The sequence below is a fragment of the Arthrobacter antioxidans genome (assembly GCF_023100725.1).
Lineage (GTDB): Bacteria > Actinomycetota > Actinomycetes > Actinomycetales > Micrococcaceae > Arthrobacter_D > Arthrobacter_D antioxidans.
This window is the reverse complement of the sequence record NZ_CP095501.1, coordinates 3,188,459-3,215,391: the sequence shown is the minus strand read 5'-3', so window position 1 is coordinate 3,215,391 and position 26,933 is coordinate 3,188,459. Positions and strand designations below refer to the sequence as shown.

The 26,933-nt window shown below is 71.6% G+C and carries 25 protein-coding genes; 18 read left to right on the top strand and 7 right to left on the bottom strand.

Annotated elements, in window-relative coordinates; genetic code table 11:
* Positions 1-34: 34 nt before the first annotated feature.
* Positions 35-1,729, bottom strand: a complete 1,695-nt coding sequence (locus tag MWM45_RS14880) for a bifunctional 3'-5' exonuclease/DNA polymerase (RefSeq protein ID WP_336296671.1) — start codon at positions 1,727-1,729, stop codon at positions 35-37.
* Positions 1,730-1,834: 105 nt separating this feature from the next.
* On the opposite strand from MWM45_RS14880, the gene ssd reads away from it, so the two are divergent.
* The 7 genes from ssd (at position 1,835) to MWM45_RS14845 (ending at position 7,619) form a co-directional block, all read left to right on the top strand.
* A complete protein-coding gene (ssd, locus tag MWM45_RS14875) occupies positions 1,835-2,908 on the top strand; it encodes a septum site-determining protein Ssd (protein WP_247827103.1) in 1,074 nt (357 codons plus the stop codon).
* A complete protein-coding gene (locus MWM45_RS14870) occupies positions 2,905-4,437 on the top strand; it encodes a TadA family conjugal transfer-associated ATPase (RefSeq protein WP_418909700.1) in 1,533 nt (510 codons plus the stop codon). The genes ssd and MWM45_RS14870 overlap by 4 nt, the downstream gene beginning before the upstream one ends.
* Positions 4,434-5,219 carry a type II secretion system F family protein gene (locus tag MWM45_RS14865; RefSeq protein WP_247827102.1) on the top strand — a complete coding sequence of 262 codons (786 nt, stop codon included), beginning with the start codon at positions 4,434-4,436 and terminating at the stop codon, positions 5,217-5,219. Before MWM45_RS14870 ends, MWM45_RS14865 begins: the two co-directional genes overlap by 4 nt.
* Positions 5,219-5,917, top strand: a complete 699-nt coding sequence (locus tag MWM45_RS14860) for a hypothetical protein (RefSeq protein WP_247827101.1) — start codon at positions 5,219-5,221, stop codon at positions 5,915-5,917. Before MWM45_RS14865 ends, MWM45_RS14860 begins: the two co-directional genes overlap by 1 nt.
* Positions 5,918-6,449: 532 nt before the next feature.
* Entirely contained in the window at positions 6,450-6,743 is a 294-nt protein-coding gene (locus MWM45_RS14855) for a DUF4244 domain-containing protein (protein WP_247827100.1), read from the top strand.
* 161 nt (positions 6,744-6,904) lie between these two features.
* Positions 6,905-7,228 (top strand): TadE family type IV pilus minor pilin, encoded by a 324-nt coding sequence (locus MWM45_RS14850; protein WP_247827099.1) that lies wholly within the window; start codon positions 6,905-6,907, stop codon positions 7,226-7,228.
* Positions 7,221-7,619: an Rv3654c family TadE-like protein gene (locus MWM45_RS14845; RefSeq protein ID WP_247827098.1), complete on the top strand. Its 399-nt coding sequence runs from the start codon at positions 7,221-7,223 to the stop codon at positions 7,617-7,619. The genes MWM45_RS14850 and MWM45_RS14845 overlap by 8 nt, the downstream gene beginning before the upstream one ends.
* Positions 7,620-7,696: 77 nt before the next feature.
* Here MWM45_RS14845 and MWM45_RS14840 read toward each other — a convergent pair whose 3' ends face one another.
* Both MWM45_RS14840 and MWM45_RS14835 read right to left on the bottom strand, forming a co-directional pair.
* Positions 7,697-10,156 (bottom strand): DEAD/DEAH box helicase, encoded by a 2,460-nt coding sequence (locus tag MWM45_RS14840; protein WP_247827097.1) that lies wholly within the window; start codon positions 10,154-10,156, stop codon positions 7,697-7,699.
* Between the two features lie 47 nt (positions 10,157-10,203).
* Complete coding sequence (locus MWM45_RS14835) at positions 10,204-10,854, bottom strand: GNAT family N-acetyltransferase (RefSeq protein WP_247827096.1); 651 nt, start codon at positions 10,852-10,854, stop codon at positions 10,204-10,206.
* An 84-nt stretch (positions 10,855-10,938) separates the two neighbouring features.
* Here MWM45_RS14835 and trhO point away from each other — a divergent pair, with 84 nt between their 5' ends.
* The 6 genes from trhO (at position 10,939) to proC (ending at position 19,532) form a co-directional block, all read left to right on the top strand.
* Complete coding sequence (gene trhO / locus MWM45_RS14830) at positions 10,939-11,865, top strand: oxygen-dependent tRNA uridine(34) hydroxylase TrhO (protein WP_247827095.1); 927 nt, start codon at positions 10,939-10,941, stop codon at positions 11,863-11,865.
* A complete protein-coding gene (locus MWM45_RS14825) occupies positions 11,865-13,700 on the top strand; it encodes a DUF7059 domain-containing protein (protein WP_418909774.1) in 1,836 nt (611 codons plus the stop codon). Before trhO ends, MWM45_RS14825 begins: the two co-directional genes overlap by 1 nt.
* A gap of 120 nt (positions 13,701-13,820) precedes the next feature.
* Entirely contained in the window at positions 13,821-16,568 is a 2,748-nt protein-coding gene (gene topA, locus MWM45_RS14820) for a type I DNA topoisomerase (protein WP_247827093.1), read from the top strand.
* Between the two features lie 60 nt (positions 16,569-16,628).
* Complete coding sequence (locus MWM45_RS14815; RefSeq protein ID WP_247827092.1) at positions 16,629-17,642, top strand: Ppx/GppA phosphatase family protein; 1,014 nt, start codon at positions 16,629-16,631, stop codon at positions 17,640-17,642.
* 1 nt (position 17,643) lies between these two features.
* Positions 17,644-18,441, top strand: coding sequence for a sugar phosphate isomerase/epimerase family protein (locus MWM45_RS14810; protein WP_247827091.1), 798 nt, complete (start codon positions 17,644-17,646; stop codon positions 18,439-18,441).
* Positions 18,442-18,677: 236 nt separating this feature from the next.
* Positions 18,678-19,532, top strand: coding sequence for a pyrroline-5-carboxylate reductase (gene proC, locus MWM45_RS14805; RefSeq protein WP_247827090.1), 855 nt, complete (start codon positions 18,678-18,680; stop codon positions 19,530-19,532).
* Here proC and MWM45_RS14800 read toward each other — a convergent pair.
* The 3 genes from MWM45_RS14800 to MWM45_RS14790 are packed head-to-tail and all read right to left on the bottom strand — an operon-like array spanning position 19,501 to position 22,874.
* Complete coding sequence (locus tag MWM45_RS14800) at positions 19,501-20,817, bottom strand: glycosyltransferase 87 family protein (RefSeq protein ID WP_247827089.1); 1,317 nt, start codon at positions 20,815-20,817, stop codon at positions 19,501-19,503. The genes proC and MWM45_RS14800 overlap by 32 nt on opposite strands.
* A complete protein-coding gene (locus MWM45_RS14795; RefSeq protein WP_043441864.1) occupies positions 20,801-21,469 on the bottom strand; it encodes a potassium channel family protein in 669 nt (222 codons plus the stop codon). Before MWM45_RS14795 ends, MWM45_RS14800 begins: the two co-directional genes overlap by 17 nt.
* Positions 21,462-22,874, bottom strand: coding sequence for a TrkH family potassium uptake protein (locus tag MWM45_RS14790; protein ID WP_247827088.1), 1,413 nt, complete (start codon positions 22,872-22,874; stop codon positions 21,462-21,464). Before MWM45_RS14790 ends, MWM45_RS14795 begins: the two co-directional genes overlap by 8 nt.
* A 136-nt stretch (positions 22,875-23,010) precedes the next feature.
* Between MWM45_RS14790 and MWM45_RS14785 the strand changes: the two genes are divergently transcribed.
* From MWM45_RS14785 to MWM45_RS14770, 4 genes are all read left to right on the top strand, one after another.
* Entirely contained in the window at positions 23,011-24,213 is a 1,203-nt protein-coding gene (locus tag MWM45_RS14785; protein WP_247827087.1) for an acetoin utilization protein AcuC, read from the top strand.
* A gap of 59 nt (positions 24,214-24,272) precedes the next feature.
* Positions 24,273-24,818, top strand: coding sequence for an ArsR/SmtB family transcription factor (locus tag MWM45_RS14780; protein ID WP_247827086.1), 546 nt, complete (start codon positions 24,273-24,275; stop codon positions 24,816-24,818).
* Between the two features lie 171 nt (positions 24,819-24,989).
* Complete coding sequence (locus MWM45_RS14775; protein ID WP_247827085.1) at positions 24,990-25,202, top strand: helix-turn-helix domain-containing protein; 213 nt, start codon at positions 24,990-24,992, stop codon at positions 25,200-25,202.
* Between the two features lie 194 nt (positions 25,203-25,396).
* Positions 25,397-25,495, top strand: a complete 99-nt coding sequence (locus MWM45_RS14770) for a 30S ribosomal protein bS22 (protein ID WP_003792170.1) — start codon at positions 25,397-25,399, stop codon at positions 25,493-25,495.
* 126 nt (positions 25,496-25,621) lie between these two features.
* Here the strand turns inward: MWM45_RS14770 and MWM45_RS14765 are convergent, their stop codons facing one another.
* Positions 25,622-26,434, bottom strand: coding sequence for an HAD family hydrolase (locus MWM45_RS14765; protein WP_247827084.1), 813 nt, complete (start codon positions 26,432-26,434; stop codon positions 25,622-25,624).
* 87 nt (positions 26,435-26,521) lie between these two features.
* Here MWM45_RS14765 and MWM45_RS14760 point away from each other — a divergent pair, with 87 nt between their 5' ends.
* Entirely contained in the window at positions 26,522-26,785 is a 264-nt protein-coding gene (locus MWM45_RS14760; protein WP_231554400.1) for a glutaredoxin family protein, read from the top strand.
* The last annotated feature ends 148 nt before the right edge of the window (positions 26,786-26,933 follow it).

The window sequence follows — 26,933 nt, the reverse complement described above, 5'->3', positions numbered from 1 at the left end:
GGGTGGACGACGCGGACGGGCTGCCCGGGTGCCGCTACTTGGCGTCGGCGTAGGAGGTGACGGTGACCGTCGAGATCGAGAACTCGATCGGGATCTCCCCGAACATCAGCCGGGTCGCGGCGCGCGCGGCGTCGGCGAGGATCGTCGTCGCCTCGGCGGCCCGGTCCTCCGGGACGTGCAGGACCACTTCGTCGTGCAGGAAGAACGCGATCCTGCTGCGTGGCTCCGGGATGGCGCTCTCCGCGAGCCGCCTCCGGATCTCCGCGAGCCAGCACAACGCCCACTCCGCCGCGGTCGCCTGGACCACGAAGTTCCGGGTGAAGCGACCGCGGGCCCGCGCCGCGCCGTCCGCGCGGCGCTGCTCCTCCGCCGTCGTCGTCCGTTGCCGTGCACGCCACTCCTCCGAGGCGGGAGGGCAGCCCCGACCGAGGTGGCTCGTCACACCGTCACCCGATTCGCCGGCCCGCGCGGCCGCCTCGACCACGCCGATGGCCCGCGGGTACGCGCGCGTCAGCTGGGGCATCAGGCGCCCCGACTCGCCGCTCGTCGCGCCGTACATGGCCCCGAGCATGGCGAGCTTCGCCTGCGAACGGTCACCACCGAAGCCCTGGTCGGCGATGCCCTGGTAGAGGTCGCGGCCCCGGGCCGCCGCGGCGAGCGCCGAGTCCTGTCCGAGGGCGGCGAGGACCCGGGGCTCGAGCTGGGCGGCGTCCGCGACGACGAAGACGTGGCCCGCGTCCGGGCGGACGGCGTCGCGGACCTGCCGCGGGATCTGCAGGGCGCCGCCGCCGCGGGAGGCCCACCGCCCGGACACGCTTCCGCCCACCACGTACTCCGGCCGGAAACGCCCGTCCCGGATCCACGCGTCGAGCCAGTTCCAGCCGTTCGCGGTGAGGAGCCGCGACAGCTTCTTGTAGGCGAGCAGCGGCCTGATGGCAGGGTGCTGCTGCTGCTCGAGCTCCCACGACCGCGTGGTCTTCACCTCGACGCCCGCCCGGTGCAGGGCCCTCAGGACCTCCTGGGGGGAATCGGGGTTGAGTGCCGGACTGCCCAGGGTCCGGCGCAGCTCACCGGCGAGGTACTCGAGCTTCGCGGGCCGGACGCCCTCGGCGGGCCGCGGTCCGAGGGTCCGTTCGAGGAGGTCCTCGTGCACATCCCTGCGCCAGGGCAGCCCCCAGTGCTCCATCTCGGACGCGATCAGCGCGCCCGCGGATTCGGCGGCGACGAGGAGGTTCAGGCGCCCCGGGTCCGTGGCGCCGGCGATGGTGGAGAGCTGCTGGGTGAACTCCTCGACGACGTCGTCGAGGAGGGGTCCGGTGGCCTCGTGCGGCTCGTCGAACAGTGAGTGCTGGTTCGGCGGAGGCGGCGGTGGGAGCAGGGTCCGGGGAGGTTCGGTGCCGTCCGCCGTGAGGGCCGCGGCCCGGATCGACGCCAGATACGGCGAGGGAGCACAGGACGGGGCGTTCGCGAGGAGGGCGCGGGTGAGGCCGATGTCGCGGCAGCGGTCGACGTCGACCCCCGCCGCCAGCAGATCCGGGTACCAGAGCCTCGTGCCCGCCCAGACCCAGACCGGCCGTCGGGCCCCGGCCTGCGCGACGGCTGCGGGGAGCCGGTCGCGGTCCACCAGCAGCGGCTCGCCGATGCGGCCGCCGACGGCGTCCAGGGGCTGGAGCGCGACGGCGACGCGGCCGTCGCGGGTCGACGGCCCCTGCGCCATGGCGATGTACATGTCCATATCATCGGTGGCGCCGGTGTCATTTTTGCAATCCGCAGCGTTGTCCACATACGGGGGATCGGACTCGCCGCGCCCCACCCGCCCGGGGATGCTTCAGGGATGACCCAGCAGACGTGGACCCCGGAGGGACGACGGCCCGTGGTCCTGGCCGGCGGTTCCCAGTTCGTCCAGGACCAGGTGGCGCGTGCCTGCGCCGCCGCGGGGGTCGCCCCGCACTTCGCGGTCGACCTCGCGCGGGCCCTTCCCCTCGAGCCTGCCGTGCTGCTCCTCGGGGCCGACCAGGCCGCGGGCGGACTGCCGGGCCATCGTGACGTCATCGTCGTCGGGGCGGCCGACGACGAGACGCGGGCATGGGCCGCCGCCGCGAACCTGGCGTCCTCCCGGGTGGTCATCCTGCCGCAGGGTGCGGGCTGGCTCGCGGAGCACCTCGGGCGGCGCCTCAACCCCGCTGCCTCCGGAACCGTGGTCGGCTTCCTCGGGGCCGCCGGCGGGGCGGGCGTCAGCACGTTCGCGTTCTGGTGTGCACGCCATGCCGCCGGTCGGGGGACCTCCACGCTGCTGGTGGACGGGCATCCCCTGGGGGGAGGCCTCGACCTGGCGCTCGGGATCGAGGAGCGCCCGGGCGTGCGCTGGGGCGACCTCCGCGACCTCCGGGGGACCCTCAATGCGGAGCAGCTCGTGGCGGCGCTGCCCTCCGACGGGCGCCTCGCCGTGCTGTCCCATGCCGCGCACTCCGAGGGGTCCGGTCCGCACCCCGGTCATGGGATGGAATCCGCCGGAGCCGTCCTGGACGCCGCCCGCGGGGCGTTCGACCTGAGCGTCGTCGATCTCGGCAGCGCCGGCAGTGCCGGGATCCAGTCCCTGGTGCCGTTGTGCGACCAGCTGGTCCTCCTCGTTCCCTCCAGGCCGCGGAGCGCCGTCGCGGTGACCCGCATCCTCGAGGCCTACAGCCCACTGCCGACCACCGTCGTACTACGCGGTCCGGTGCTCGACGGACTGGATGCCTGGCTGGTCGCGGACCTCGCCGGGCGCGCCGGTCCGCTGCCGTACCTGCCCTTCGTCCGGGGGTCCTCGGCGGCGGAAGCCGGCGGCAGGGCCCTGGACTTCCCGCTGCCCCGAAGGGCCCGGAAGCTCGTCGAATCGGTCGTCGCCGGTCTGGAGAAGGCGGGATGACCAGGAGCGGGGAGAACGGGATGGCCCCGCATCGGCCGGAGGACGGCGGGATCGCGGCAGCGCCCACCAGACGCGAGCGGCGTGCGGCCGATCGGAGGGCGTCGCCGCACCCGACCACGGCGGGCCCGGCGGCGGAGGCGGTCGCCGGCGATGATCCGGGTGCCGCCTCGATGGTGGAAACGGTCCGCAGGGCCGTTCTGGCCGGGAACGTCCCGGCGACCGGAGCGGCCTTCGCGGACGCCGTCGGGGCGAGTGGCAGGCTGCTCGGCTCGGAGGGCACCCTGTCGGCGCTCGATCGTGTCCGTGCGGAGCTCAGGGGACTGGGCCCGCTCGAGCACCTCCTCGCCGAGGAATCGATCACGGACATCCTCGTCAACGGGCCGGACGACGTGTGGATCGACGGCTCGACGGGCCTGCGCCGTATCGGGGGCGCCTTCGTCTCCGAGGCGGACGTGCGGGCACTGGCCGTCCGCCTGGTGGCGGCGGGGGGAAGGCGCCTCGACGACGGCTGCCCCGCCGTCGACGTCCGGCTGGGGGGCCTTCGGGTGCACGCCGTCCTCCCGCCGATCTCGACGGCCGGGACCCTGCTGTCCATCAGGATCCGGCGAGCACGCATGTTCTCGCTCGGGGACCTCGTGGGCAGCGGGACGGTCTCGCCGATGATGGCAGAGGCACTCCGGCTGATGATGCGGCGCCGCCTGAACTTCCTCATCAGTGGAGCGACGGGGACGGGCAAGACCACGCTCCTGGCCACCCTGCTCGGCCTGGCCGCGCCCCACGAGCGCGTGGTCCTCGTCGAGGACGCCGCGGAGCTGAACCCCGAGCACCCGCACACGGTCGGGCTGCAGGCGCGGCACGGCAACCTCGAGGGGGCGGGCGTGCTGGACCTCACCGAGCTCGTCCGGCAGGCGCTGCGCATGCGGCCGGACCGGCTCGTGGTGGGGGAGTGCCGGGGCGCCGAGGTCCGCGAACTGCTTGCGGCGATGAACACTGGACACGACGGCGGCGGAGCGACCGTCCACGCCAACTCCGCCGAGGCGGTGCCCGCGCGGCTCAACGCACTCGCGGCGCTCGCAGGGCTCGGCCCGGACGCAGTCGCGCTGCAGGCGGCGAGCGCCCTCGACGTGGTGGTGCACGTGGTGCGCGATGCGCGAGGCAGGCGCGTGGAGGGCATCGGCAGGCTGGAGCGGACCGCCACGGGGGAACTTACCGTGGTGCCCGTCCTCATGGACGCCGGGGCGGGGTGCCGGCGCGCTGCGGGCTGGGAGGGCTTCGCGCGCCGGGTGCGCTGGCCCGAGGATGCCCGGGATGCCGAGGATGCCGAGGATGCCGAGGATGCCCGGGATTCAGGGGCTGGGGCTGGGGCTGGGGTTGGGGCAGGGGCAGGGTCAGGTTCTGGGGCAGGGACAGGTTCGGGGTCGGGGTTGAGGCCACGCTCTGGGGCCGATGGGGCACAGCGCCTCGACCACGATGACGGGCCGGGGCCCGGGCACGCGGCCGCACCCGGGCGTGGACGGCGGGCGCCGTGACCGGGATCGCGGTGGCCCTCCTGCTGGCCTTCGTCGGCATCACCCTCGCCCTCCCGCGGGCCGGCCGACGAAGCGGCGTGACGCCCGGGGTGGGGACGGGACCGATCCCGGCGTCCAGCCCCGCGCAGCAGTCCCGGAGGGTCCTCGACGGCAGGCCGTGGCGGTCCGCTGGACGCCGGACCGTCGACCTGCACGAGCTCCCGCTGTTCGTGCATCAGCTCGCCGGGCTCCTCCGCGCAGGCCGCCCTCCGCATGTCCTGTGGGAGGACATGGAACGTGTCCATGCTGACGGACGCACCGCCTTCGCGGTGACCGCGCTGCCGGTGATCGCGACGGCCCGGCGGGCTGCCGAGCTCGGGTTGAGCGTCCCTGATGCTCTCCGCCAGGCGCTGGACAACACCTCCGCCCCTGCGAGGGTAGGCATGGCCCGCAGCCGCGTCGACCGACTGTGGGTCGACCTCGCCGGGTGCCTGATCGTCGCGGAGCGCAGCGGTGCGCCCCTCGCCGGGATCCTCGAGCAGTACGCCACGCAGCTCGATGCCCAGCTCGACGGCTTGTCGGCGCGGGAGACAGCGCTTGCCGGACCACGAGCCACGGTCGTGCTCCTGGCCTGGCTTCCGGCCCTGGGGCTGGTGCTGGCCTTCGCCCTCGGCGTGAATCCGCTGGAGGTACTGTTCGGGTCCTCGCTCGGACGCCTTGCGCTCGCCGGCGGAGTCCTGCTCATGCTCGTCGCCCGCCTCTGGTCCCGCCGCCTGGTCGGGCGGGTCGACGGCTCCCCGTGATGGCAGGGCTGATCGTGTCCCTCCTCCTCGCCGCGGGAGCACTGGTCCTGACGGCGCCGTCGGGTCGCCTGCAGCGGGTCACGACAGCGCCCACGGATCGGGCGCTGCGCGGCGGTATCCAGGACGGTCCCCTCATCCTCGACCTGCTGGCTGCCGTGCTGTCCGCGGGAGCGTCCGTCGAAAGCTCCCTGCTGGTCGTCGGGGAAGCGTGTGATCCGTCCGTCGGCTCGGTGTTGACCCGGGTACGTGCGGCTCGCCTCCTCGGGGCCTCCTGGGATGCGGCGTGGGAGGCGGGGGCAGCCTGGGATGCGGCGTGGGAGGCGGGGGCAGCGGGTGGCCGCCTGCCCACCGACGACCCGTCCACCCGCCACCCGCCCCCCGACCTGTGGGCGACCGATCGACAGGCGTCCGGCCGGCGAGAGGTGCGCGGGCGGTGGACCCGGCGGCGCTCCGACCCGCTGCCGATCATCGAGGACGTCCGGCAGGGTCTGCGGTTCGGCACGGCCACCGGGGCGCCGTCCGCGGCACTCCTGCACGCCCACGCCGCCCAGCTCCGACGGCGACACAACCGCGAGGTGGACAGGAGGGCCGCAGCGCTCGGCGTCCAACTCGTCCTGCCGCTCGGCCTGTGTTCCCTGCCCGCGTTCATCTGCCTGGGCGTGGTGCCCGTCGTCCTGGGCCTGCTCCCCGACCTGTAGCCCGGCCGGTCGTCGTTCCCGTCATCCCGGCGCCGACCGCTCCCGGCACGGACGGTCCCTTCGGGGACGATCCGGTGATGGCCGGTCCCTGTCCGGCCACGTCTCGCGCGTTCGGCACGATCACGGAGGTCTCCGATCAGGGGAACCCCCGGTTATCCACTTAGCGACTCCTCCGCCCCGCGGCCGGCCCCTGGATCGACAGAGTTGGTCCAGCGACGTCCGTCGCTCACAGCACGTGGGGGAAGCCCCACCGACGAAAGGGCATGCCATGTCGATTCAGACGCAGCGTATGGAGGGGAAGGGCTTGACATCCAAGGCTCCTCAGGTGGAGCCCGGGAGCCCCGGCCACGGTCGGGACAGCACGTCCACGAACGCAGTCGCGGACGGAGCTCAGGGCGAGCCGCCGAGGAACGGGCCGCGTGAGCGGGAGCCGCTGAGCGCAATGCCCCCGATGCCCCCGATGCCCCGACGGCCCCCACGCGTTGAGGACTGCCGGGCGACCCCCGTGTCCTTCATCCGGTGGTCGCGGTCCGTGGAGGCCCGACCCGCAGCCGAGCTGGAGGGGTCCGGTGACAGTGGACCCCTCCAGTTCGCGGACAGGGCCACGCGCCGGGCCGACGCACGGCGGCAGCGGGCCAATGATCGGGTCATCCGGCAGGGCCGGGGCCGGATCATGGACCAGGAGGCCGGCATGGCCACCGCGGAGTACGCCATCGCCACCCTCGCGGCCGTCGGATTCGCCGCCCTCCTCGTCGCCGTCCTGTCCAGCGGCGAGATCAAGGGACTCCTCATGTCCCTCATCACGTCGGCGTTGAACTTCGGCTGATGCGGACCGGCCAGGGCGGGGCGACGCGCGACCGAGGGGAGCCCTCGACACCGTCACGGACGGGCAGGTGTCCCTCCGTGCCGCGCTCCGGGGTGCTCGCCGGGGCCTTCCACGCGGGGACCATACGACGGGAACGCGCGGTGGGCTCGCAGCGGGGATCCGTGACTGCCGAGGTCGCCGTCGTGCTCCCCGCCCTGGTCGTCCTGCTGGCGCTCCTGCTCGCGACAGCCCATGTCGGGACCGTGCAACTGCGCCTGGAGGAGGCCGCACGGGCCGGAGCCCGCGAGGTGATGCGGGGCGAGAGCAGCGCCAGCGTGCAACAGACCGTGCGGCGCCTCGCCGGGGACAACGCCACGGCGCACATCGCGTCGGCCGGGGAGTGGACGACCATCGAGGTGCGGGCGCGGGTGGAGGGTCCTCTCGTCGAACTCATGGACCTCGAGCTGCATGCGTCGGCAGCGGGGAGGAAGGAACACGATGGGTGACGTGCAGGGTGACGTGCAGGGTGACGTGGTGCTGCCGGGGGATACCCACTCCGAGCGCGGGGCCGGCACCATCCTGATGGGGGCACTCGCCCTCCTGGCGCTGCTGCTGGTCGCGTCGGCGGCACTCCTGCTGCAGGCAGCTTCGGCAGCCTCGAAGGCAGCGACGGCGGCCGACCTCGCGGCGCTCGCCGCCGCGGATGCCGCCCGGGGACTGTCCTCCGGGGACCCCTGCGCGGCGGCCTCGGCAGTGGCCGATCAGCACGGTGCCGTGATCGAGACCTGCGAGATCGGCGGGACCGGCGCGGGGACCGCCGTCATCCGGGTATCCGTAGGTGTGCCCGGGGTGCTCCCGGACGCCGTCGGTGCGGCACGGGCCGGACCACCGCCGTGACGGCAGTGAGACGAGGGGCGCCAGGCGAGGACGGTCCGGCGAACGCAGCCCGACGGACGCGACCACCGCCCGGAACGTCAGACCCCGCCGGCCCCCGCTCCGGTGTCCAGCGCCGATGGCGCGTGGGACCCACCGGGATCGACGCCGGGATCGACGCCGGGCTCGACGCCGGAGGCGCCGGGATCGACGCCGGCGAGGGTCGGGCCGGGAGCGACGCTGCCGGCGGCCTGCTGCAGGATCAGGGACAGCACCGCCACGGCACCGCCCTTGCTCAACGGGTTGTTCCGGTTGCCGCACTTAGGGGACTGGACGCAGGACGGGCAGCCGGACTCGCACTCGCACGCCTCGATGGCGTCGCGGGTCGCCGACAGCCAGGTGCGGGCGGCCTCGAACCCCCGCTCGGCGAACCCGGCGCCCCCGGGGTGTCCGTCGTACACGAAGATCGTCGGCAGGCCGGTGTCGGCATGGAGGGCCGTCGACACGCCCCCGATGTCCCAGCGGTCACTCGAGGCGACGAGTGGCAGCAGCCCGATCGCCGCGTGTTCGGCGGCGTGGAGCGCACCCGGGAGCTCCTCGGCGAGGATGCCCTCGGCCTCGAGCAGCTCCGGGCTGATCTCGAACCACACGCTCTTCGTGAAGAGGTCCCGCGCTGCCAGTTCCAGTGGCTCCTCGCCGAGGATCTCGTTCGAGGAGAAGGCCTTGCGCTGGAAGGACACCACCTGGGTCGTCACCTTCACGTCGCCGAAACTCGCGAGGACGCCGCCCCACAGCGCGCTCACGTCCCGGTCGATGACCTCGATCTGCGTGACGTCCCGCGCCTGCGTGTAGTAGTCCGGGGACGCACGGGCCACCACGGCGCAGTGGTCCTGCTCGTCGAGGTCCTGGACCACGTACGTCCGGCCCTGGTGCACGTACACCGCGCCGGGGTGGGCCTGGTAGTGGCTCTGCGGCGAGTCCATCGTCCCGAGCAGGGCACCGGATCCTTCCTCGACGATGTTGATCGGGCCACCGCCGTCGGCCCGCAGGTTCACCATCCCGGCGGCACTCTGGGGGTGGGTCCAGAACCAGCCGGCCGGGCGGCGCCTCAGGAAGCCCTGCTCGCACAGAGTGCCCAGCAGGTCCTCCGAGGTGGGACCGAACATGCCCAGGTCCTTCTCGGTCAGCGGCAGCTCGGCCGCGGCGGCGCAGAGGTGCGGGCCGAGCACGTACGGGTTCGACGGATCGAAGACCGTCGCTTCGACGGCGAGGTCGAACACCGCTTCCGGGTGGTGCACGAGATAGGTGTCCAGGGGGTCGTCGCTCGCCACGAAGGCCGCGATGGCGTCCTGGCCGGAGCGGCCCGCCCTGCCGATCTGCTGCATCAGGGACGCGCGGGTGCCGGGCCACCCCGCCACGAGGACGGCATCGAGGCCGGAGATGTCGATCCCGAGTTCCAGGGCCGAGGTGCTCGCCACACCCAGCAGCTCACCGCTGCGCAGCGACGCCTCGAGGGCGCGCCGCTCCTCCGGCAGGTACCCGGAACGGTAGGCGGCGATGCGGTGCGGCAGGCTCGGATGCACGTCCTCGAGCATCCGGCGCGAGGTCTGCGCGATGCTCTCCGCGCCCCGCCGGGATTTGATGAACGCGATGGTCCGCACCGAGGAGGAGACGAGGTTGGCCAGGAGGTCCGAGGTCTCGGCGATCACGGTCCGCCGGGTGGGTGCCCCGTTCTCGCCCTTCTTGCCGGTGAGCTGCGGCTCCCAGAACGCGACCGTCGTGGAGCCGTGCGGCGAGCTGTCCCGGTCGACGGCGCGCACCGGGGCGCCGATCAGTTTCCCGAAGGACGCGGCGGGCTCCGCCGACGTCGCGGACGCACCGATGAACACCGGATTCGCGCCGTAGCTCGCGCAGATGCGCCGCAGGCGCCGCAGGAGGTTCGCGACGTGGGACCCGAACACACCCCGGTAGCTGTGGGCCTCGTCGATGATCACGTACTTCAGGCGGCGGAAGAACCGGGCCCACCAGGTGTGGTTGGGCAGGATGCCGTAGTGGAGCATGTCGGGGTTCGCGAGGACCAGGTTGGCGTGGTCGCGGATCCAGCGGCGGGCACCCGACTCCGTGTCGCCGTCGTAGGTCTCGGCGCGGACGGTGGGGATGCCCAGTGCCTTGATGGCGGACAGCTGGTCGGCGGCCAGTGCCTTCGTGGGAGCCAGGTACAGGGCGACCGACCCGGTGGGCGCCAGCGTGGCGCGGTCCAGCAGTTCGCTGCGGTGGATCTCGTCGAGCACCGGCAGCTGATAGCAGAGGGACTTCCCCGAGGCTGTCCCCGTCGCGATGATGGTGTGCGCGCCGTCGTGGGCGGACGTGGCACCCTCCACCTGGTGACGCCACGGCTGGTGCACGCCGCGCCGGGTGAAGGCCCCGACGACGTCGGGGTGCGCCCAGGCGGGCCACGGCGCGTTCTCCGCGTCGCGAGCGGGAATCTCACGGACATGCAGCAGCTGCTCGGGATCGGGTCCACCCCCGAGCAGGTCGATGAGGGAATCGCGCGCAGCCATCGGGCCATTCTCCCATCGGTGCACGGACCGAACCGCGGAAACGCGCCTTATCCTCTGATGACGAACACGTCGGCGAGGTGCTCCCAGCCGAGGAACGCGTAGAGTGCCCGGCCGTCGGCCGAGGCCATGAGCAGGCCCGTGGTGACGTCGTCCTCCAGGACCCCGGCGGTGAGCGCGCGCATGACGAAGCTGCCCAGGCCCCGCCGCCGGAAGGCCTCCTCCGTGATGATGCGGTCATAGACCGCGTAGTCGTCCACGGCCGCCACCGACCCGCGGGCCGCGAGCTCCCCGGAGGCCCGCACCAGGACGCGGCGGCATCCGCCGTCGATGGCATGCTCCAGCGTGTAGTCGTCACCGGGAGGGCGTGGATCCTCGACATCCTGGCCGCTCATGTCGACGCTCATCAGCGCCTGCTGACGGTCCGTGACCCGCATGCCGAGCGGGTGGGCCGCGTCGATCAGTTCCCGCATCCGGTTGGTGACCACCGTCAGGACACGCGTCGGGTCCCGCTGCGTGTCGGCTGCCAGCTCGAGGAACTGCTCGGTCGTCGGCTCGAACAGGAAATGCTCCGTCTGGTTCTGCTGGTCGGTGAGCAGGACGGAGGTGCTGTGTCCGTCATCACGACGCTCGTAGCCACGACATCTGGACCATCCCGTGATCCAGGTCTGGAGAAGTTGGCTGTCTGCATGGGCGTTCATGTGCTGACGATAGTTCTCCGGCGCCGCCGATGATATAGGCGGCCGCGAGGTAACGGTTATGAGTCGCGAAGTAGGCTGTGAACCGTGTCGATGAACCGGATTGCCCTGTATTACGTGTTTGCGCCCCTGCCCGATCCCGAAGCCATCAGGCTGTGGCAGCGGGCCCTCTGCGAGAAGTGGGGACTGCGCGGCAGGATCCTCATCTCGAAGGACGGGATCAACGGCACCGTGGGCGGCGAGATCGGCGCGGTGAAGCAGTACGTCAGGACCACGCGCGAATACCCGGCCTTCAAGGGCCTCGAGATCAAGTGGTCCGACGGCGGTGCGGAGGACTTCCCGCGGCTCAGCGTCAAGGTGCGCGACGAGATCGTCTCCTTCGGCGCGCCCGGTGAGCTGAAGGTCGACGGGAACGGCGTCGTGGGCGGCGGCATCCACCTCGCCCCGGAGGAACTGCACGCGCTCGTCGACACCAGGCGCGCGGCGGGGGAGGAGGTCGTCTTCTTCGACGGGCGGAATGCGCTCGAGGCGCAGATCGGCCGCTTCAAGGGCGCAGTGGTCCCCGACGTCCGGACGACGCACGACTTCGTCCGCGAACTCGATTCGGGCAAGTACGACGACCTGAAGGACAAGCCCGTGGTCACCTACTGCACGGGCGGCATCCGCTGCGAGGTGCTCTCCAGCCTCATGGTCAACCGTGGCTTCCAGGAGGTCTACCAGCTCGACGGCGGGATCGTCCGCTACGGCGAGAAGTACCGGGACGCCGGACTGTGGGAGGGCTCGCTGTACGTCTTCGACAAGCGGATGCACCTCGAGTTCAGCGACGACGCCGTGACGATCGGCAAGTGCGTGCGCTGCCAGGCGCCGACCAACACGTTCGAGAACTGCTCCAACCAGTCCTGCCGCAACCTCACCCTGTACTGCGCCGCCTGCGCGGCCGACCCCTCGACCCTCCGCTGCCCGCAGGGCTGCGAGTCGGACGAGGCCGAGGCGACTGCCGCGGGTGCCGCGTGATGCCGGCGGAGGCCCCGGCCTGGCCGGAGTTCGACGACGAGGTCGAGTCGGCGCCGTCGAGCAGCGACCTCGCTGCGCTCACGGCGCTGGCCGCTGACCTGACGGCCCTCGACTACACGGTCGACGGCGTCGAGGCACTCCTCGGCGCGGCGGCATACGCGGCCCTCGGCCGGGACCAGCTGGTCCCGGCACTGCTGGCATGCCGTCGCCTCGCGGACGGCGGATCCGGATCAGGAGCCACCGCAGGAGATGCCGCACGAGCCGTTCCCGTGCTGCTGTGGCTGCTCGGCGAGACCGTGACGGAGCAGGAGCTCGGGCAGGCCTTCCCCGGCAGCGGCGTGGCGGGCCTCGAGCAGCTGAGGCTCATCGAGCGCACGACGGACAGCCCCGCAGAAGGCCCCGCAGACAGCGCCGCAAACAGCGCCGGAGACAGCGCCGCAAACAGTCCCGCAGACAGCGCCGCGGAAGGCCCCGCAGACAGCGCCGAGGGAGGGGCCGCGGAGAACACCGCGGCCCCTGCTGTCACCGAACATGTCACCGAACATGTCACCGAGCGGGTCGCCGCCGCCGACGCCCGCTGCTGGCGTGCCGCCGTCGAGCTCCGCCCCTATGGCTCGGACGTCGGAGGGAACCTCTGGGTGGCGAGCGACCTCGGGTCGGAGCAGCGTCCCGGCCCCCTGCCGCACGACCACGTCCTCGGGATCGGCGGAGCCTCACTGACCCTCGCCCAGACCGTCATGAGGACGCCGGTGGATCGGGCGCTGGACCTGGGGACGGGGTGCGGCATCCAGGCCTTCCACCTGCTGGCGCACGCCGGGCACGTGACGGTGACCGACATCTCGGATCGGGCCCTCGCCTTCGCCCGCTTCAACCTGCTCCTGAACGCGCCGGCCCTGGGCATCGACCCCGTGCGGCCCGGCAGGCGGGTCAGCCTCCGGCTCGGCAGCCTCCTCGAACCGGTCCGCGGGGAGGAGTTCGACCTCGTGGTCTCCAATCCTCCCTTCGTGATCACGCCCCGCACGGGTGGACCCGGCCAGGCGTACACCTACCGGGACGGCGGTCTCGCGGGTGACGCCATCGTCAGCACGCTCGTGCGGGAGCTTCCTGGCATCCTCGCGCCGGGCGGGGCGGCGCAGCTGCTCGGCAACTGGGAGATCTCCGAGGGGACGCCCTGGGATCGCCGCATCCGCGGGTTCGTGCCTCCCGGCGTCGACGCCTGGATCATCCAGCGCGAGCAGCTGACGCCGATGCAGTACGCGGAGACCTGGCTGCGGGACGCCGCCGAGAACCGCGACCGCGAGGGCTACATGGCGAGCTTCGCCGCCTATCTCGCCGACTTCGCCGGCCGGGACGTCGAGGGCATCGGCTTCGGGTCCGTCTGGCTGAGGCGTCCCCGGCATCCGAGCGACCTCGTCCGGGTGACGCTCGAGGAGATCACCCATGACATCGAGCAGCCCGTGGGGCCGCACCTCGCGGCGGCGATCGGCCGCAGCGACTGGCTCGCCGCCCACACCGAGCAGGCGGCGTCCGGGATCGGCATCGCCGACGAGTTCCTGCTCGTCGCCGAGGATGTCACCGAGGAACGCCACCAGCGGCCCGGCGCCGAGCACCCCGGCGTCATCCTGCTGCGGCAGGGTGCGGGCCTGCGGCGGACCAGCCTGCTCAGCACCGAGCTGGCCGGGTTCGCGTCCGCGTGCGACGGCGATCTCACGGCCGGGCAGATCGCGGGAGCCCTCGCCATGCTGCTGGACCGGCCCGATGCCGCGTTCACCTCGGAACTGCTGCTCGATGTCGAGCAACTCGTCCGGGAGGGCTTCCTCCTTCCGGCCCCCTGAGACCTGCCATTAGTCTTGTGCAGGTACTCATGGCGCATACTGTGAGGTGACCCCGGCAGCGGGATCCGGACCGGATACCCAGGATCTGCCGCGGCATTCACCCGTATATATAGGAGAGAAGTGCCGACCAAGGCCACGGACAAGAAGCACGGCAAGAAGCTCGTCATCGTTGAGTCCCCCAGCAAGATCAAGAGCATCTCGGGCTACCTCGGCGAGGGTTTCCAGGTCGCCGCGTCCATGGGGCACATCCGCGACCTCCCCCAGCCGTCCGACCTCCCTGCCGAGCTGAAGAAGTCCTCGGTGGGCAAGTTCGCGGTGGACCTCGACAAGGACTTCGAGCCCTACTACGTGGTCTCCCCGGAGAAGCGGAAGACCGTCGCCGAGCTGAAGGCCGCCCTGAAGGACGCCGACGAGCTCTACCTCGCCACCGATAACGACCGCGAGGGCGAGGCCATCGCCTGGCATCTGCTGCAGGTCCTGAAGCCGAAGGTCCCCGTCTACCGGCTGACCTTCGGCGAGATCACCAAGGAGGCCGTGACGCGCGCCATGGGCGAGCTGCGCGACGTCGACATTCCCATGGTCGACGCCCAGGAGACCCGGCGCATCCTCGACCGCCTGTACGGCTACGAGATCTCCCCGGTGCTGTGGCGCAAGGTGGCCCGCGGCCTGTCCGCCGGCCGCGTGCAGTCCGTAGCCACCCGCCTCGTCGTGGAGCGGGAGCGTGAGCGCATGGCGTTCCGCACGGCGTCGTACTGGGACCTGACGGGTACGTTCACGCCCGAGGACGCGGGCAAGGGCAGCACCTTCCCGGCCAAGCTCGTGGCCGTCGACGGCAGCCGGATCGCCTCCGGCAAGGACTTCTCCGATCGCGGCGAGCTGAAGGCCGCCAACGTCGTCCGGCTCGACGAGGAGGCCGCACGCTCGCTCGTCACCGGCCTGGAGAGCGCTGCCTTCGCGGTGCGCTCCGTCGAGACCAAGCCCTACACGCGCCGTCCCGCCGCACCGTTCACGACGTCGACCCTGCAGCAGGAGGCGGCCCGCAAGCTGCGCTTCAGCTCCAAGGTCACCATGCAGGTGGCGCAGCGACTGTACGAGAACGGCTACATCACGTACATGCGTACCGACTCGTCGGCGCTCTCGGACCAGGCCATCAACGCCGCCCGCCGCCAGGCCTCCGAGCTGTACGGTCCCGAGTACGTCCCCGAGTCCCCGCGCGTCTACAAGGGCAAGGCCAAGAACGCGCAGGAGGCCCACGAGGCCATCCGTCCCTCCGGTGATTCCTTCCGGACCCCCGCCCAGGTGGCCCAGTCCCTGCGCGGCGACGAGTTCCGCCTGTACGAACTGATCTGGAAGCGCACCGTCGCCTCGCAGATGGCTGACGCCAAGGGCTCGACGGCGTCCCTGCGCCTCGGCGCGAAGAGCGCGGACGGCCGGGACGCGGAGTTCGCGGCCTCCGGCACCGTCATCACCTTCCGCGGCTTCATGGCCGCCTACGAGGAGGGCCGCGACGCCGGCCGCAACGAGGACACCACGGACGACGACGCCCAGGGCACGCGCCTGCCGAACGTCGCCAAGGGCGACACGCTCGGCGCGACGGCGATCGAGGCCCTCGGCCACGAGACGTCGCCGCCCCCGCGCTACACGGAGGCCTCGCTCGTCAAGGTCCTCGACGAGCGCGGCATCGGCCGTCCGTCGACGTACGCCGCGACGATGTCCACCATCATGGACCGTGGCTACGTCCGCACCCGCGGGCAGGCCCTCGTGCCGAGCTGGATCGCGTTCTCGGTGGTCCGCCTGCTCGAGGAGCACTTCAACGACTACGTCGACTACGACTTCACCGCCGAGCTCGAGGAGGACCTCGACCGCATCTCCCGCGGGGAGGCCGGCCGGGTGGAGTGGCTCAACCGGTTCTACTACGGCGACCGCAAGGACACCGGGCTGCACACCATCGTCAACGATCTCGGCGAGATCGACGCGCGGCGCATCAACTCGGTGGAGATCGCCGAGGGCATCACGCTCCGGGTGGGCAAGTTCGGTCCCTACCTCGAGAAGCCCCTGCCGGAGGACGCCCCCGAGGGGACGGAGCCGCAGCGCGCCAACGTCCCCGAGGACCTCGCTCCGGACGAGCTGACCGCGGAGAAGGCCATCGAGTTGATGGAAGCCCCGACGTCGCAGGAGCGCGTGCTCGGCACGGACCCGGAGACCGGCCGGACCATCGTGGCACGCGACGGCCGCTACGGACCGTACGTGATCGAGCTGATCACCGAGCCGACGGCGGAGGAACTCGCCAGCCAGCCCGTCGAGTACTACAAGAACGGCAAGCCCAAGCCGCCGAAGAAGCCCGCGAAGGTCAAACCCCGCACCGGATCCCTCTTCACGTCCATGTCCGTGGACACCGTGACGCTCGAGGACGCCCTCAAGCTCATGAACCTGCCGCGGGTCCTCGGCACGGACGAGGAGGGCAAGGAGGTCACGGTACAGAACGGCCGGTTCGGCCCGTACCTGAAGAAGGGCAGCGACTCCCGCTCCATCGGCTCGGAGGAGGAGATCTTCACGATCACCCTCGAGCAGGCGCTGGAGATCTACAAGCAGCCCAAGCAGCGAGGCGGCCGCGCCGTCACGCCGCCGCTGGCCGAATTCGGCGACGATCCGGTGAGCGAGAAGCCGATCGTGGTGAAGGACGGCCGCTTCGGCCCCTACATCACCGACGGCGACACGAACATCACCGTGCCGGGCTCGATGGCGATCGAGGAACTGACGCGCGAACAGGCGATCGACATGCTCGCCGACAAGCGCGCCAAGGGTCCGGCCCCCAAGAAGTCGACCCGCCGGGCACCCGCGAAGCGCAAGGTCGCCGCAGGGAAGTAGCCCGGAGGGCGCGGCAGGTACACACACGTTGGCGGGGGATGAGCTGGAAGCGCGGGAACAATGCGGCTAGGCGTACTGGACATAGGGTCGAACACGGTTCATCTGCTCCTCGTGGATGCCCACCCCGGGGGGAGGCCCGTCCCCTTCGCGAGCCACAAGAGGCCCCTGCAGCTCGTGGCCTACCTGGAGGAGGACGGCAGCATCTCGCGGCGGGGGCAGGACGAGCTGGTCGGCTTCGTCCGCGAGGCCCGCGCGTTCGCGGCAGGACACGACGCCGAGGACTTCCTCGCCTTCTGCACCTCCGCGATCCGGGAGGCCGCCAACGGCCGCGAGGTCCTCGACCGCGTATGCCGGGAGACCGGCGTCGACCTCCAGGAACTGTCCGGGGACCAGGAGGCCGCGGTGACCTTCCAGGCCGTGCGCCGCTGGTACGGCTGGGGCTCGGAGTCCATCCTCAACCTGGACATCGGCGGCGGCTCGTTCGAGATGGCGATGGGCACGGACGAGCTGCCCGAGGTGGCCCTCTCCGTCCCGCTCGGCGCGGGGAGGCTCACGCGCGACTGGCTGCACGGGGATCCGCCGTCGGCCAAGAGCGTGAAGGAGCTCCGCCGGTACATCCGGGCGACCCTCCGCGAGGCCGTGCCCTCGTTCGCCCACCTCGGCACGCCGCACCTGGTCGCTGGCACGTCGAAGACCTTCCGCTCCCTGGCTCGGATCGCGGGGGCCGCACCGTCGGCCGCCGGGCCGTTCGTCCGCCGTGAGCTGCGCCTCGAGGACCTCGGCCTGTGGACGAAGCGACTCGCCGCCATGACCGTGGAGGACCGCACCCACCTGGACGGCGTCTCCGAGCTCCGCGCGCCCCAGGTGCTCGCGGGCGCCCTCGTCGCCGAGTCCGCGCTCGATCTGTTCGGCGTCCCGTCGATCAGTATCTGCCCGTGGGCGCTGCGCGAGGGACTGCTGCTGCGGCGCTTCGACACCAAGATGTTCGACGCCGACGAGCCCCTCCCGGGAGCCGGGGTGGGCCACACCCAGCTCGACGCGACAGCGCGCACCCCCGTCGGGCGAGGAGCCTGACGTGTCCCGCGCCGGCAGCCTGCCCTCCATCCCCGTCGCGCTCTCCAGCGCGTCGGTCTACCCGCTCGCCGTCCACGACGCCTTCGCGCTGGCCCAGGACCTCGGGTACGACGGCGTCGAGGTGATGGTCACCAACAACTCGGTCAGCCAGGACCCGAACCAGCTGTCCATGCTGAGCGAACGCTACGAGCTCCCGATCCTCGCCATCCACGCCCCGACCCTGCTGCTCACCCAGCAGGTGTGGGGCAAGGCCTGGACGAAGATCGAGATGTCCGCGGCGATGGCCGCCGAGGTGGGCGCCGCGACCGTCGTGACCCACCCGCCGTTCCGCTGGCAGACCGGGTACGCCGAGGCGTTCCCCGAGGGCATCGCGCGTATCGCGACCGAGTACGGCGTCGACATCGCCGTCGAGAACATGTACCCGTGGAAGGTCCGGGGCCGCGAGGCGAAGGCCTACCTGCCGCACTGGAACCCGATCCCCGAGCCGTACGAGCGCATCACGTGGGACTTCTCGCACGCCGCGATCGCCGGCATGGACTCCTACGAGGAGATCAGGACGCTCGGCAGCAGGCTCGCCCACGTACACCTGACGGACGGCACGCCCAACGGCAAGGACGAACACCTGCTCCCCGGCCAGGGGCAGCAGCGGTGCGCGGAGGCGCTGGGCCACCTCGCGGCGTCGGAATGGGACGGCGTGGTCGCCGTGGAGGTCAGCACGCGCCGCGCCCGGGCCGCCGGGGAGCGCGAGGACTGGCTCGCGGAGACGCTGCGTTTCGCCCGGGAGCACCTGGGCCACTGACGTCCCACTCCGGTCGGATCGGGGATCGAATGGGGCATCAACGAGGAATGGCGCCGGTGGACGGTCCGGATGGTGGGGGAATCCATCCGGTGCCACCGACGCCGGGCCGGATCAGGAAGTTCCGGCCGCATCACTCGCACCCTTATGAGGTAGCTCCCACATTAGGGCTCCTCCTTGTGCTGCAACACCACACAGGCTGGGAGTAGCCTGTGAGACCCTCATGGCAGGATGGGATCATGACTACCCCGGGCGCCCCGCGCATCGCCTTCCTCGGCTGCGGATCCATGAACGAGTCCATCCTGGCCGGTCTCCTCGCCGCCGGCCTCGACCCCCGACGGGTCACCGCCACGGTCCGACGCACCGGGCGCGCGGAGGAGCTCCGGCAGCGGCACGGCGTCACGGCCCTCGCCACCACGGACGACGGCGCCGCGAACACCACCGCCGTCCGGGATGCCGACGTCGTCATCCTCGGGGTGAAGCCCGCCGGCACCGTCGCGCTCGCCCGCGGGATCGGATCGTCCCTGAAGCCGACCGCCCTCGTCCTCAGCGTCGCCGCGGCCGTGACGATCGCGATGATCGAGGCCGTCCTCCCCGAGGGGCAACCCGTCATCCGGTCGATGCCCAACACCCCGTCGCGGCTCGGCAGGGGTGTGCTCTCGATCTCCGCCGGGACCGCGGCCGGCCCCGAGCAGATGGCGCAGGCCCGGGAGCTCCTGGCGTCCGCCGGGACGGTCGTCGAGATCCCCGAGGACCAGGTGGACGCCCTCTCCGCCGTCAGCGGGTCCGGGCCGGCGTACGCGTTCTACCTGGCGGAGGCGATGGCCGCCGCCGGCGTCGGTCTGGGCCTCGACGCCGGCCTGGCCGCGCTGATCGCCAGGGAGACCGTCGCGGGCGCGGGCTTCATGCTCGCCGAGGAGGGCGCGGACGCCGCCGCCCTCCGCCGCGCCGTCACCAGCCCCAACGGGACCACGCAGAGCGCCATCGAGGCCTTCGAGGAGCTGGGCCTTCCCGGCATCGTCGCGGACGGCGCCCGCGCCGCCACGGCCCGCGCGGCGGAGATCACCCGGGAACTGACGGGCCCGGCCGACTGACGGGACGGAGCGACCACAGGACCAGCAGCGCGACGGGCAGGACCACGCCGAGGGCGGTGAAGAGCCGGAGCGGTAGCGGCCCCTCGCCGGAGACCGCGCCGGTGAGCGTGAGGGTGACGGTGATCGAGGAGAACACCATCACAGGCACCAGGAGCGCGAGCAGCGCCCGGCCCGCCGCGCGCGGTGCGCCCGCCTGCTGCCGGGCGAGGACCCAGCCGGCCGGGAACACGAGGGCGATCCACACCCAGTGGTGGAACCACGAGATGGGTGAGATCGCGAGCATGACGACGGCGTTCGCGGCGATGGCCCGCACGGGGTCGCCGTCGTCGTCCGCCCGGCGGATCGCCAGGTAGCCGACCGCGACGACCGCCAGGGACGCCACGACCCACACGGGCCGCTGCAGGTCCTCGGCCAGGCCCGACTGCGCCACGATCGAGTTCAGGGACACGTTGTAGAGATCGGCCGTCGCCCCCACCCGCGAGGCGTCGAAGAGCGCGTCCAGCCAGAAGATCGCCGACTCGCGGGGCGCGAGGAACCAGCCCGCGGCCACCGTCCCGGTGAAGGACGCCGCCAGCCACGCCAGGGACCGCCAATCACGGCGTGCGAGGAACACTAGGCCGAACGCGAGGGGCGTCAGCTTGATCCCGGCGGCGATCCCGATGAGCACGCCCGAGGGAAGCCTGGTGGAGCGCAGCAGGTCGGCGAGGATCAGCACCATCAGCAGGGCGTTGATCTGGCCGAATCCGAGGCCCTCACGCCACGGCCCGCTGACGCCGATGAGCAGCACGGCGGCGAGCACGGCGGCCGGACCCCGCCAGCCGGCACGTGTCCCCGCCCCCGACACCACGCCCGCCGCGCGCAGGTAGCGGACGACGACGAACGCCACGCCCACGAGGCACGCGCACGTCAGGGCGGTCACGATCCCGAGGGCGAGGGCCTCCGGGACGAGCGCGAGGGGCACGAAGAGGAGGGCGGCGAAGGGCGGGTAGGTGAAGGGCAGGCCGCGCGTGTCGGTCTGGATCAGGGCGTCGTCGTACAGGTCCTTCCCGCCTGCGCGGCCGGTCAGGGCGAGGGCCCCCTCGCGGTACACCGACAGGTCCAGGCCGTGGATCCCGGCGGCCAGCAGGACGACGGCGAGCACGAGGGCGCCGCCGAGCCCGGCGGCCCACCGGCCGACCGCCGACCGCGCGGCGGGGGTGGATGTCCGACGGCGGGACCCGCCGGAGCTGCGCCTGCGCCGCACCGGCGCCCCGGTCTCCTCCGTGCGGTCAGGGGCGGCCGGCAAAACGCTCCAGCAGGTCCACGTGCCCGGACACGATGAGCATGTCGCGGCTGGACACCTTGGTGTCGGGGCGCGCGTAGGTGAAGTCCTCGCCCGGCGACTTCACGCCGACCACGGTGACGCCGTACTTCGACCGCACCGAGGACTCCGCGAGCGTGAAGCCCTGGGTCTCCTTCGGCGGGTACATCTTCACGATCGCGAAGCCGTCGTCGAACTCGATGAAGTCCAGCATGCGGCCGCCGACGAGGTGCGCGGCGCGCTGGCCGGCATCCGCCTCCGGGTAGATCACATGGTTGGCGCCGATGCGCTTGAGGATCTTGCCGTGCGAGGGCGTGATGGCCTTGACCCACAGGTGGTCGATGCCGAGGTCCACGAGGTTGGCGGTGATCAGCACGCTCGATTCGATCGAGGTGCCCACCCCCACCACGGCGGCGGAGAACTCCTGGGCGCCGAGCTGGCGGAGGGCGTCGAGGTTCGTCGCGTCGGCCTCGACCACGTGGGTGAGGATGCCCGAGAACTTCTGCACGAGCTGCGGGTCCCGTTCGATCGCGAGGACCTCCCGTCCCTGGCGGACGAGCTGTTCCGCGGTGGCCGCGCCGAACCGGCCGAGGCCGATCACGAGGACGGGTGCGTTGTGGGCGGGTCTTTCAGCCAATGATCGGCCTCTCGTCGGGGTAGCGGTACAGCGTGCTGCGTTGCCTCAGCGCGAGGGCCGAGGCGAGGGTGATGGTGCCCATGCGCCCGGCGAACATCAGGGCGGACAGGACGTATTTTCCTTCGGGTGGCAGCTCGGCGCTCAGGTTGGTGCTGAGGCCGCAGGTCGCGAAGGCGGAGATGACCTCGAAGACCACCTTGTCGAGCGGCTCGTCCGTCATACGGAGGAGCAGGCCGCTCCCGATCAGGACGAGGGTGGCGCCCATGAAGATCACGGAGATCGCGACACGCATGACACCGGAGGGGATGGTCCGGCCCCAGGCCCGGACATCGGAGTCGCCGCGGGCCTCGGCCACGATGGCGAGGAACATGACCGCGATGGTGGTCACCTTGATGCCGCCGGCCGTGGACGCGGACCCCCCGCCGGCGAACATGAGGGCGTCCGTCAGGAGCATCGTCGTCGTCGTCATGTCATTCTGGTCCACGAGGTTGAACCCGCCGGAGCGGGTCATGACCGAGGCGAAGAGGGCATGGATCACCCGGTCCGTGACGCTCAGGGTGCCGATGGTGTCGGGGTTCTCCCATTCGAGGAAGCCCCAGGCGAACGTCCCCGCCACGAGCAGGATCAGCGACACGGACACCGTGAGCTTGGCGTGCAGCGTCCATTTGCTGAAGCGGTGGCGCACCTGCACGAGGACCATGATCACCGGGAAGCCGAGGCTCCCGAGGAACACCCCGACCATGAGCGGGGTCAGGATCCACGGGTCCGTCTCGTACGGGACCAGGCCGTCGCTGTGGGGGGTGAAGCCGGCGTTGTTGAAGGCGGAGATGGAGTAGAAGATGCCGTGCCAGAGCGCCTGCCACCAGGGCTCCCCCAGGAGCATGAAGCGCGGGATGAGCACGACGGCCAGGACGATCTCGATCACCACCGACGTCGTGATGACGATCCGCAGGAGCGTGCCGATCTCGCCGAGGCGGCTCGCATTGTTGAGCGCCTCCTGGGCCAGCAGCTTGCCGCGCACCCCGAGCCGCTTGCTCACGATCAGCGCGAGCAGCGAGGCCAGCGTGAGCGTGCCGAGCCCACCGATGAAGATGCCGAGCAAGATCACGAACTGGCCGAAGAAGGACCAGTGGGTGGCCGTGGACACCACGGTGAGGCCCGTGACGCACACGGCGGACACCGCCGTGAAGAAGGCATCGTGCAGAGGGGTCACGGTGCCGCTGCTGGCGGACATCGGCAGGCTCAGCAGTGCGGTGAACACCAGGATCACGGCGGTGAAGATGAAGAGGGCCAGGCGTGCGGGTGAACTGTTGGCGAAGGAGTCGGCGAAGTCGCGGATCGAGGCCAGCAGCCTGATGTACCCGCGGCGATCGTCCGTCAGCCATCGCGGCTGTTGACCTACCATTGACGTCCGCTCTGCCCTGTCCGCTGGTCCATCCGCCGCATCGGCGCGTAACCAAGCCTGATTTGTCCCTTGCAGTAGTAAAGCATCTCACCGGCGTGCGTCGTCGGAATATCGCGCATCGCGTAGCCTTTCAGGAATGTCTACGCACTCAAGGTCGGCGGTGCCCCTCCAGGTCGCCTGGGACGAGTCGATGCTGGCCTACAACTTCGGCGGCCAGCACCCCATGAACCCGGAGCGGCTGCATCTGACGGCCCGGCTCGCGCGGGACTGCGGACTGCTGGACCTCGACGGCGTGACGGTCGCCGCTCCCGGCGTGGCCTCGGACGAGGACCTGGCGGCGGTCCACAGCCCGGACTACATCAGGGCGGTCCGCCAGGTCAGCAGCAACCCGGACACCTCGGATGCCGCCCGTGGCCTCGGCACGGAGGACACGCCCGCCTTCGCGGGGATGCACGAGGCCAGTGCCCGGCTCGCCGGCGGGTCGCTCGATGCCGCCGAGGCGATCCTCCGGGGTTCCGCGGTCAGGGCCGTCAACTTCGGCGGCGGCATGCACCACGCGGCCCGCTCCAGGGCCAGCGGCTTCTGCATCTACAACGACGCCGCGGCCTCCATCCAGCGACTGCTCGACCGCGGCGTCCAGCGCGTCCTCTACATCGACGTCGACGCACACCACGGTGACGGGACCCAGAGCATCTTCTGGGACGACCCCCGCGTCATGACGATCTCGCTGCACGAGACGGGCATGAGCCTCTTCCCGGGCACAGGCTTCGCCAGCGAGACCGGGGGGCCAGGGGCGGAGGGGTACGCGGTGAATGTCGCGCTGCCCACCGTCGCCGGCGACGCCGCGGTACTGCGGGCCTTCCACGCCGTCGTGCCGCAGCTCGCCGGGGCCTTCGCGCCCGAGGTCGTCGTGAGCCAGCACGGCTGTGATTCCCACCGTGAGGACCCCCTCACGAACCTGCGGGTCAGTGTCGACGCCCAGCACGCGCTGATGCTGGGCGTCCGGGAACTGGCGGACCGCCTGTGCGGGGGGCGGTGGATCGCGACCGGGGGAGGCGGCTACGCCCTGGCGAGCGTGGTGCCGCGGTCGTGGTCGTTGCTCGTCGCGGTGGCCGCCGGCGCACCGATGGGCCCGGCGACGCCCGTCCCGGCCGTCTGGCGGGAGTACGTGCTGGAACGGCACGGCGTCGAGGCGCCCCGCCTGATGGGCGACGGCGCGGACATCTGGTGGCGCTCGTGGGAGATCGGCTACGACCCCAACGACGACCTCGACCGGACGGTGATGGCGACCCGGAAGGCCCTGTTCCCGCTCCACGGACTGGACCCCTGGTTCGACTGACCGTGACCCGCCGATCGCGTCAGGATGCCGCGTGGCGTATATGTCGCTAGGGTGGGCGAATGGGAATCGATGATGTATTCGCCGTCATCGCCGAAGGAACGCGCAGGCAGATCCTCGAGAACCTGCGCGACGGCGACAAGGCGGTGGGGGAGCTCGTGATCCAACTGCAGGTCAGCCAGCCGACGGTGTCGAAGCACCTGAAGGTGCTGCGGGAGGCGGGCTTGGTGAGCATGCGGGCGCAGGGGCAGAAACGCTACTACTCGCTGGACACCGCGCCGCTCGGCCTGGTGCGCGACTGGCTCGCCGGGTTCGAGCCGAGCGCGGACCCGGTCCCCGCTGCGGCCTCCGGGGGTGCCCGTCCGGAGGAGCAGTCCGCCGAGGTGATGACGGTGGCGGACGTCGTCGCGGTGCTCGAGCCGGAGACGACCGCTGCGCCGAGCACCGAGGACAAGACGGCGCTGGCCGCCGCGGTCCTGGTGGCACCTCCGGTGTCCGGCGGGCCGGACGCACCGCGTCCCCCGATGGGCCGGACCATGGGTCGGGCGGCGGAACGCGCGGCAGACCTGCTGTCCCAACTGCGCCGGCGCCGCGATCCGTCGTCGTAGGTCCGGCGGGTCGGCCGTCTTTCACTCCAGTCACATCTGCCCCTAGAATGACTCCTTAGGCGGATTATCCTTTTGCTTCAAGGCGACACGCCGAACGGTCACCCGCCGGTAGCTCTCCGGCACCGGTCCCAGGGTGACGTGCAAGCCTCCATGCAAAGGAATAGTGGTGAGATGGCAGACGGGAACAACGTCTCGGATGTGCAGTTCCTGACGGTCGCGGAAGTGGCGGGACTCATGCGCGTGTCGAAGATGACCGTGTACAGGCTCGTGCACGCAGGAGAGTTGCCGGCCGTCCAGTTCGGCCGCTCCTACCGTGTCCCCGAGTCCGCGGTGGAGGACTTCCTCCGCCGGGCGCAGGTCGACGGGCAGTCCGAGACCGCCTGATCGCCGGTCGTCCGTGGGGTCCGCAAACGGATGTACCCTGTTAAGGAGCGTTTTGGGCGGGTTTCGAGCCTGCTCGACTTATTGCATCAAACGGGCAACTGCCACCAGGCACGCGCCTTTCGTCATCACCAGGGTGTGCCCCGAGGCTCTTCGCCGCGGTCCGACCTGGCAACACAACAGTTTGTGAGGACTCTATGGGTTCAGTAATCAAGAAGCGCCGCAAGCGTATGGCAAAGAAGAAGCACCGCAAGCTGCTTCGCAAGACCCGTCACCAGCGCCGCAACAAGAAGTAGGCAGGCGCCCGGCCCAGAGCCGGAGCGTGCCGACCGGCCCGGATTCCCGCCTTCTCGGCGTGGAAGCCGGGCCGTCGTCGTCTGGCGGACTCTCCGTCGTCGGCCGGGCTCCCGGCCCGTCCGGGGTCAGTGGCTCCTGAACCGTGAGTACCCGCGCCACAGCCCGTAGACGGATCCGACGACGGTGGCCGCGCGCAGGCCCAGGGTCGCGGCCCGCCGTCCGCTGCGGAAGTCGTAGACGGGCCAGTTGTTCGCCCGGGCATGGCGGCGGAGCCGGGCGTCCGGGTTGATGGCCACCGGATGCCCGACGGCGGTCAGCAGCGGGATGTCGTTGTAGGAGTCGCTGTAGCCCCAGCACCGCGAGAGGTCCAGGTTCTCCCGCTGCGCCAGTTCCAGCACCGCGACGGCCTTGGCCGGCCCGTGGAGGAACTCGCCGACCAGTTTGCCGGTGTAGAGGCCGTCGGCGACCTCCCCCACGGTGCCGAGGGCCCCGGTGAGCCCGAGGCGGCTCGCGATCACGCCGGCCACCTCCACGGGGGTGCCGGTCACCAGCCAGACCTGCCGGTGCGAGGTCAGGTGCTGTTCGGCCAGGGCGCGCGCGCCGGGCCAGATCTTCGAGGCGATCATCTCGTCGTAGACCTCCTCGCCCAGGGCCAGGATGTCCTCGTGGGCGATCCCGATGGCGAAGGCGAGGGCGGCGTCGCGCACCGAGTTCACGTCCGTCATCGTCTCGCCGCGCATGATGAAGCGGAGCTGCTTCCAGGCCAGGCCCGCGGCGAAGCGCAGCGTGAAGGCCTTGCGCTGGTACATCTTGCGGCCCACATGGAACAGGCTGGCGCCGCGCATCAGCGTGTTGTCCACGTCGAAGAAGGCTGCTTCGCCCGCGACGGTCGCCGAAGGCTGGAGGATGGGGTGCGTGACCCGGGCGGCGTCCGGCATGCTCCGAGTCTAGTTCTTCGGCCCCGCCGCTCGACGGCATCTCCTGCCGCTGCTGCCGGCACCGCACGGGCGCAGTACCGTGGAGGGATGCAAACCCCTGCGGAGATGCCCGGCACCGGCGTGGTGCTCCTCACCCGGCCCGGGTGTCATCTCTGCGAGGATGCCCGCGCCGTGGTGCGGCGGGTGACCGACGACCTCGGCCTGGGCTGGCGCGAGGTGAGCGCCGCCGAGGTCCCCGCGCTCGGTGCACGCTTCGCGGAGGAACTGCCCGTCCTGTTCATCGACGGCGTCCAGCGGGACTTCTGGTCGATCGACGAGGCGAGGCTGAGGCGGCTGCTGGCGGGCGCCTGAGGGGCCCCGACCGGCCGCCCCTCCGTTCCCCCCACGATGCTCGCCGCCCGGCTTGGAGGCCCCGCGTCGTCGGCATACAGTGGGTGGTACTTCCGCCCCCGATGCCGAGGGACCCCGGAACCGCAGCTCCCGGACCGGGCGCGGCGGT

Bases quoted from the DNA above. Each gene is read 5' to 3' on its own strand.
- MWM45_RS14780 (WP_247827086.1), top strand. From the start codon at position 24,273: ATGGGAATCGATGATGTATTCGCCGTCATCGCCGAAGGAACGCGCAGG.
- MWM45_RS14765 (WP_247827084.1), bottom strand. From the start codon at position 26,434: ATGCCGGACGCCGCCCGGGTCACGCACCCCATCCTCCAGCCTTCGGCG.
- MWM45_RS14815 (WP_247827092.1), top strand. From the start codon at position 16,629: ATGCGGCTAGGCGTACTGGACATAGGGTCGAACACGGTTCATCTGCTC.
- MWM45_RS14760 (WP_231554400.1), top strand. From the start codon at position 26,522: ATGCAAACCCCTGCGGAGATGCCCGGCACCGGCGTGGTGCTCCTCACC.
- MWM45_RS14785 (WP_247827087.1), top strand. From the start codon at position 23,011: ATGTCTACGCACTCAAGGTCGGCGGTGCCCCTCCAGGTCGCCTGGGAC.
- MWM45_RS14790 (WP_247827088.1), bottom strand. From the start codon at position 22,874: ATGGTAGGTCAACAGCCGCGATGGCTGACGGACGATCGCCGCGGGTAC.
- MWM45_RS14835 (WP_247827096.1), bottom strand. From the start codon at position 10,854: ATGAACGCCCATGCAGACAGCCAACTTCTCCAGACCTGGATCACGGGA.
- ssd (WP_247827103.1), top strand. From the start codon at position 1,835: ATGACCCAGCAGACGTGGACCCCGGAGGGACGACGGCCCGTGGTCCTG.
- MWM45_RS14880 (WP_336296671.1), bottom strand. From the start codon at position 1,729: ATGTACATCGCCATGGCGCAGGGGCCGTCGACCCGCGACGGCCGCGTC.
- proC (WP_247827090.1), top strand. From the start codon at position 18,678: ATGACTACCCCGGGCGCCCCGCGCATCGCCTTCCTCGGCTGCGGATCC.
- MWM45_RS14860 (WP_247827101.1), top strand. From the start codon at position 5,219: ATGGCAGGGCTGATCGTGTCCCTCCTCCTCGCCGCGGGAGCACTGGTC.
- MWM45_RS14770 (WP_003792170.1), top strand. From the start codon at position 25,397: ATGGGTTCAGTAATCAAGAAGCGCCGCAAGCGTATGGCAAAGAAGAAG.
- MWM45_RS14870 (WP_418909700.1), top strand. From the start codon at position 2,905: ATGACCAGGAGCGGGGAGAACGGGATGGCCCCGCATCGGCCGGAGGAC.
- MWM45_RS14845 (WP_247827098.1), top strand. From the start codon at position 7,221: ATGGGTGACGTGCAGGGTGACGTGCAGGGTGACGTGGTGCTGCCGGGG.
- MWM45_RS14840 (WP_247827097.1), bottom strand. From the start codon at position 10,156: ATGGCTGCGCGCGATTCCCTCATCGACCTGCTCGGGGGTGGACCCGAT.
- MWM45_RS14825 (WP_418909774.1), top strand. From the start codon at position 11,865: ATGCCGGCGGAGGCCCCGGCCTGGCCGGAGTTCGACGACGAGGTCGAG.
- MWM45_RS14775 (WP_247827085.1), top strand. From the start codon at position 24,990: ATGGCAGACGGGAACAACGTCTCGGATGTGCAGTTCCTGACGGTCGCG.